The sequence below is a fragment of the uncultured Corynebacterium sp. genome (assembly GCF_902782855.1).
GTDB lineage: Bacteria > Actinomycetota > Actinomycetes > Mycobacteriales > Mycobacteriaceae > Corynebacterium.
In genome coordinates, this window is sequence record NZ_CACZOO010000164.1 from 1 (window position 1) to 5,497 (window position 5,497).

Below are 5,497 nucleotides of genomic sequence, written 5' to 3' on the forward strand. Positions count from 1 at the left end.
GACGTCACGCGTGATGCGGCGGGCCGGATGGTCTCACTCTCCGACGTCAACGCAATGGACCGGGCGACCTTCCTCGCGACCTTCGCCCCGTTGTTCAACAATGCGACGTGGCCGTTGGAACGGGCCCACGCCGCCGCGCCGTTCGGGTCGGTCCAGGATCTGCGGGAGGCGGTGCAGGACGCGGTGCTCACCGCACCCCGCACGCAGCAGGACGCCCTGATCCACGACTACCCGTCGATGGCGGACCTCCTGCTCGACGCCGACGCACTGCACCGCGAGTCCGGGTTCGCCGGGTCACTGGCCCTGGAGGAGATGGACGACGTGGAACAGGAGCAGCTCCGTGACCTCTCCGCCCAGTACGCGGCCCGGTTCGGGATGCCGTTCGTCGCCTGTCTGGGGCGGATGGACACCCGCTCACAGATCATCACCGAGGGGCTGCGCCGCCTGGAGAACTCCCCGGAGCAGGAGCACCTGCAGCTGCTCGGTGAGGTCGTCGAGATCTCCAATGACCGGTTCAACAACCTCATCGCGGACGCCAACCCCGTCGCCGCGGCGTGGGAGTCCAAGTTCGACCATCTGGGGTGACGCCCGCCCGGCCCCGCCCCCGGAGGGGACCGGCGCCCCTCCCCTGCTGTGGGAGACGGCAGGGACAGGACGGGGACAGGGCGGGGACAGGTCAGAGAAGCCCGAGGGAGCGCACCATCTCCCACTCCTCCCGCAGTTCGGCGACCGAGGCGTCCAGGCGGGACTGTTGCACCGCGGAGAGGTCCAGGCCCTGCACGATCTCCCAGACCCCGTTGACCGACCGACACGGGAAACTGCACATGAGTCCCTCGGGCACCCCGTAGGAACCGTCGGACGGCAGCACCACCGAGACCCAGTCACCCGCGGGTGTGCCGTGGACCCAGTCACGCATGTGGTCCACCGCGGCACTGGCTGCGGAGGCCGCCGAGGATGACCCGCGCACACTGATGATCTCGGCGCCGCGCCCGGCGACCCCCGGGATGAACTCACCGGTGCTCCACGGCCCCCCGGCCCCGCCGAGATCGTCGGCGAGGGCGCGGCCCGAGTCATCGACCAGCTCCGTGATGTCCGGGAACTGGGTGGTCGAGTGGTTGCCCCACACCGTCATCCGGTGCAGGGTGGACACCGGCACCCCGAGCCGCGCGGCGACCCGGGACAGGGCACGGTTGTGGTCCAGCCGGGTCATCGCGGTGACGGACCCGCTGGGCAGCCCGCCGGCCACCGCGGTGATGCCGGCGTTGGTGTTCGCCGGGTTGCCGACGACGAGGACGCGGACGCCGGGGTTGGCGTTGGCCGCGATCGCCCTGCCCTGGGGGCCGAAGATGCCGCCGTTGTCGGCGAGCAGTTCGGAGCGTTCCGCGCCCCGGCCCCGGGGCCTGGCGCCGACGAGGAAGGCCGCGTCCGCCCCGGTGAACGCGACAGCTGCGTCGTCGGTGACGGTGACGGTACCGAGGAGCGGGAATGCGGCGTCCTGCAGTTCCATGGCGACGCCCCCTGCTGCGGCGGTGGCCGCGGGGATCTCGAGGAGCCGGAGGTTGACGTCGGTGCCGGGACCGAAGACGTCGCCCGCGGCGATGCGGAAGAGCAGGGCGTAGGCGATCTGTCCGGCGGCACCGGTGACGGTAACCGTCACGGGCGGGGTGGAGGGGACGGCGGACCGGCCGGCGGATGAAGCGGCGGATGGCGCGGGTTGCACGGTGGGCACTCCTTGATGTCTGTGGGTTGTCCGCCAGCCAGTCTAGGGGCAGACCAGCGATCACCCCCTGTTAGGTGGACACGGGTTCGGGTGTGGCCATTGTCCGCACCAGACCTACTAGTGTGGGGGTACACCCGAAGGTCCCTGTGATCTGACCCCGGCGGGGGGCGGGCACCCCCGAACCCGCCACCCCCGTACCCCCGGATACCCGTCCCTGGAAGGAATGCCCGGCATGACGCTGCACCCCGTGACTCCGGTCATCACCGACGAGGCCGACTGGAATCATGTCGCCGCACGTCTCGAGGTCGTCCCCGACACCTTCCGCCGCTACGGCTGCTCCATCGACGAGTACCGTCTGATCCTCGATACCGCCCTGCCGGAACTGGTCCGTTCCGGTCGGCACGCGAACACCGGCGACATCGCCGTCGGCGCGGGAGTCCCGGTGGACCACCCGTTGTTGTCCGATGTGGAGGGGCTCTACGACGAGGCCCTGCGGTACGCTTTCCGGCTGCTGTGGCCGCGTCCCTCCGACATGGATGTCGAGGACTACTCCCCCGCCGAGGCGGTCCGCATACTGGTGCGCACGGCCTACCGTCGCCACCGCGCCCACCCGGACGCCGTGCGGCTGATCCTCGCCGAGAACATCCAGGGCCACGCCCATGTCACCGGGCGTCCGGAGATCCTGGAATCGTCGCCGGTGGTGCTGCAGATCGACCGGGTGCTCATGCGCGGCCAGGATTTCGGGGCGTTCCGTCCCGGTGTCTCCGCCGAGGACGTCTATGTGCTCATCACCTCGCTGTGCGCCTTCCCCACAGCGCAGGGCGCGACCTTCCACGCCCACTACGCCACCGACGTCGACTACGGTCCGACCGTCGACGGTCTGGAGTTGCTGGCCTGTGACGCGGTGCTGGCGTTCCTCACGACGTCGATGCCGACGGCCCAGGGCAGTTCCTACACCCACGCCTCCCCCACTGTCATGGCACCCACCTCAGTCTCCGCGTCCCTGTACTCCGCCGGGGACGGTGACCGTTCCGAGATGTCCGGGGAGGACGCTGCGGGGCCGGCCACCGCTGACGAAGGGTCGGGCCGGGTTGCCGTGACACCGTGGAGCGGCGTCGCCGTCGATTCCGAGCTCGGTTTCCTGGACTACCTGGAGTACCGCGACGCCGCAGGTGCCGACGAGAACACCGCTGACGACGGGATCGGCTCACTCTACGAGGACTGACCCGCGGCCCCGGGGGTCGGCGGGGACGGGTCACAGCAGGTCAACCCTTCGGTCAGGCGGAACGTTGCTCGCGCTCGGCGACCTCTTCATGGGTCAGCAGCTGCGGGTCGGCACCGGTACGCACACTGTCCCCGGTGATGATGACCTCGCCGGTGCCGGTGTCGTCCGGGATGGTGTACATCACCGGCAGCAGGATCGACTCGACAATCGACCGCAGGCCGCGAGCACCGGTACCACGCTCCAGTGCCTTCTCCGCGACCGCGGCGAGTGCGTCCTCCTCGAAGGTGAGGCGCACCCCGTCCATCTCGAAGAGTCGCTGGTACTGCCTCACGAGGGAGTTCTTCGGTTCGGTGAGGATACGGACGAGGGCGTCGGCGTCGAGGTGGCCGACATGGGTGATGACGGGCAGACGCCCGATGAGCTCGGGGATCAGCCCGAACTTCACCAGGTCCTCCGGCTCGACGAACCGGAAGGGATCCTTCTCCTCGTCCGCCTTGCCGCGGATCTCCGCACCGAAGCCCACGCCCTTCCTCCCGCGCCGGTCGGAGATGACCTTCTCCAGACCGGCGAAGGCACCCGAGACGATGAACAGGACGTTCTTCGTATCGAACTGGATGAACTCCTGGTTCGGGTGCTTGCGTCCGCCCTGCGGCGGAACGGCTGCGACCGTGCCCTCGAGAATCTTCAGCAGCGCCTGCTGCACACCCTCACCGGAGACGTCGCGGGTGATCGACGGGTTCTCGGATTTCCGGGAGATCTTGTCGACCTCGTCGACGTAGATGATCCCCTGCTGGGCGCGGGAGACATCGAAGTCGGCGGCCTGCAGCAGTTTGAGCAGGATGTTCTCCACGTCCTCACCGACGTAGCCGGCCTCGGTGAGACTGGTGGCGTCCGCGATGGCGAAGGGGACGTCGAGCATCCGCGCCAGGGACTGGGCAAGGTAGGTCTTGCCGGAGCCGGTGGGGCCGAGCATGAGGATGTTCGACTTGGACAGCTCGACCTCATCGTCGGAACGACGGGCGCTGGCGGCGGTGGCACTGTCGGTCTCCGCCCGGATCCGCTTGTAGTGGTTGTAGACGGCGACGGCGAGGGTGCGTTTGGCGTCCTCCTGGCCGATGACGTACTCGTCGAGGAAGCGGGTGATGGCCGCGGGGTGCGGTAGGTCGGTGGTGTCGACGTCGCCACCACCGGCGGCGAGTTCCTCGTCGATGATCTCGTTGCAGAGCTCGATGCACTCGTCGCAGATGTAGACACCGGGGCCGGCGATGAGCTTGCGCACCTGCTTCTGACTCTTACCGCAGAAGGAACACTTCAGCAGCTCGCCGCTTTCCTGCATTGTCGCCATAGGGTCGGGCCACTCCTGTGATCTCGTCGGGGCTCTTCTGACTCGTCAGGCCGGTCCGTGGGCACCAGGGGCACAACGGACCGGTCAGCTCCGGTCGAGTGTACCCCGCCGCAACCCTGCCTTTCCGTAGGCTGGGCGGCATGACCATCCTGCATTCCCGGATCACCGGCCACCAAGGTCCGGACGCCCGTGCCGTCGTCCTGCTCGGCGCGCTCGGCTCGTCGGTGGACATGTGGGCTCCCCTCCAGGACGCCGTCAGCGGCATCGCCGGTGACGGCGCCAGTGACGGCGCTGTCGGGGAGCCCTTCCGTCTCATCGCCCTGGACCACCGTGGCCACGGGGCGTCCCCCCTGCCCGGTCCCGCAGGTGGTTACCCGGAACCGGCCGGTCCCACCACGATCGCCGATCTCGCCGCGGACGTCTGCGACACCCTCGACACGCTCGGGACCGGTGCCGTCGACCTCGTCGGTCTGTCGATCGGCGGTGCTGTCGCCCAGCACATCGCGGCGCGTGCCCCGCAGCGCGTCCGTACCCTGACCCTGATGTGCACCGCCCCGTCCTTCGGGGATCCGGAGGACTGGGGGACCAAGGCCCTCGCGGTACGCAGCCGCGGGATCATCACCCTGCGGGAACTGTCGGAGGGAACGGTCCCCCGCTGGTTGACAGAGGATTTCCGGCGTGCCCGGCCCGGCACCGCACTCGCGGTCCAGGAGATGATCACCCGCACATCCGTCGAGGGTTACGCCGGGGCGTGCGACGCCCTGTCCACCTTCAACGGGCGGGAACTGCTGGGTCAGATCACCGTGCCCACCCTCACACTGGCCGGTGACCAGGACCCGACCTGTCCCCCGGCGACCCTGGCGCAGATGAATGACGCCATCCCCACGGCGGTGCGTCATCTGGTCCTCCCCGGGGCCCATCTGCTGCCGGTCGAGCTGCCGGGACAGGTCGGTGACGCACTGCGGGAGCACTGGACGGCATACTGAGGGGGCATCCCGTACGACACGTACGACCAACCCCCCGTACCGTTAGGAACCCGAAGTGAGCACGTCCGGCATGACAGGACCGTCCATCCCCTCCCTGATCGACCAGGCATGCCTGATCGTCCACGGCCCTGACCAGCCCGGCATCGTCTCCCACGTCACCGCTGTGATCACCCGCAACGGCGGCAACATCACCGCCCTGGACCAGTACTCCAGCAACGACC

General features: G+C 69.1%; 6 protein-coding genes. 4 read left to right on the plus strand and 2 right to left on the minus strand.

Annotation, left to right across the window (positions count from 1 at the left end):
- On the plus strand, window positions 1-585 hold a 585-nt coding region (locus tag QZV72_RS07465), incomplete at its 5' end, for a 2-oxo-4-hydroxy-4-carboxy-5-ureidoimidazoline decarboxylase (protein ID WP_297006801.1).
- Window positions 586-676: 91 nt separating this feature from the next.
- Here the strand turns inward: QZV72_RS07465 and QZV72_RS07470 are convergent.
- On the minus strand, window positions 677-1,720 hold the full coding sequence (locus QZV72_RS07470; protein WP_297006803.1) for a malate dehydrogenase: 1,044 nt from the start codon (window positions 1,718-1,720) through the stop codon (window positions 677-679).
- A gap of 232 nt (window positions 1,721-1,952) precedes the next feature.
- On the opposite strand from QZV72_RS07470, the gene QZV72_RS07475 reads away from it, so the two are divergent.
- Window positions 1,953-2,945 carry a TetR family transcriptional regulator gene (locus tag QZV72_RS07475; protein ID WP_297006805.1) on the plus strand — a complete coding sequence of 331 codons (993 nt, stop codon included), beginning with the start codon at window positions 1,953-1,955 and terminating at the stop codon, window positions 2,943-2,945.
- Window positions 2,946-2,997: 52 nt separating this feature from the next.
- Here QZV72_RS07475 and clpX read toward each other — a convergent pair whose 3' ends face one another.
- Window positions 2,998-4,281, minus strand: a complete 1,284-nt coding sequence (clpX, locus tag QZV72_RS07480) for an ATP-dependent Clp protease ATP-binding subunit ClpX (RefSeq protein ID WP_297006811.1) — start codon at window positions 4,279-4,281, stop codon at window positions 2,998-3,000.
- 149 nt (window positions 4,282-4,430) lie between these two features.
- Here clpX and QZV72_RS07485 point away from each other — a divergent pair, with 149 nt between their 5' ends.
- Window positions 4,431-5,276 carry an alpha/beta fold hydrolase gene (locus QZV72_RS07485; RefSeq protein WP_297006808.1) on the plus strand — a complete coding sequence of 282 codons (846 nt, stop codon included), beginning with the start codon at window positions 4,431-4,433 and terminating at the stop codon, window positions 5,274-5,276.
- A gap of 70 nt (window positions 5,277-5,346) precedes the next feature.
- Window positions 5,347-5,497, plus strand: a 151-nt coding sequence (locus QZV72_RS07490) for an ACT domain-containing protein (protein ID WP_297006813.1), incomplete at its 3' end; no start/stop codon positions are given.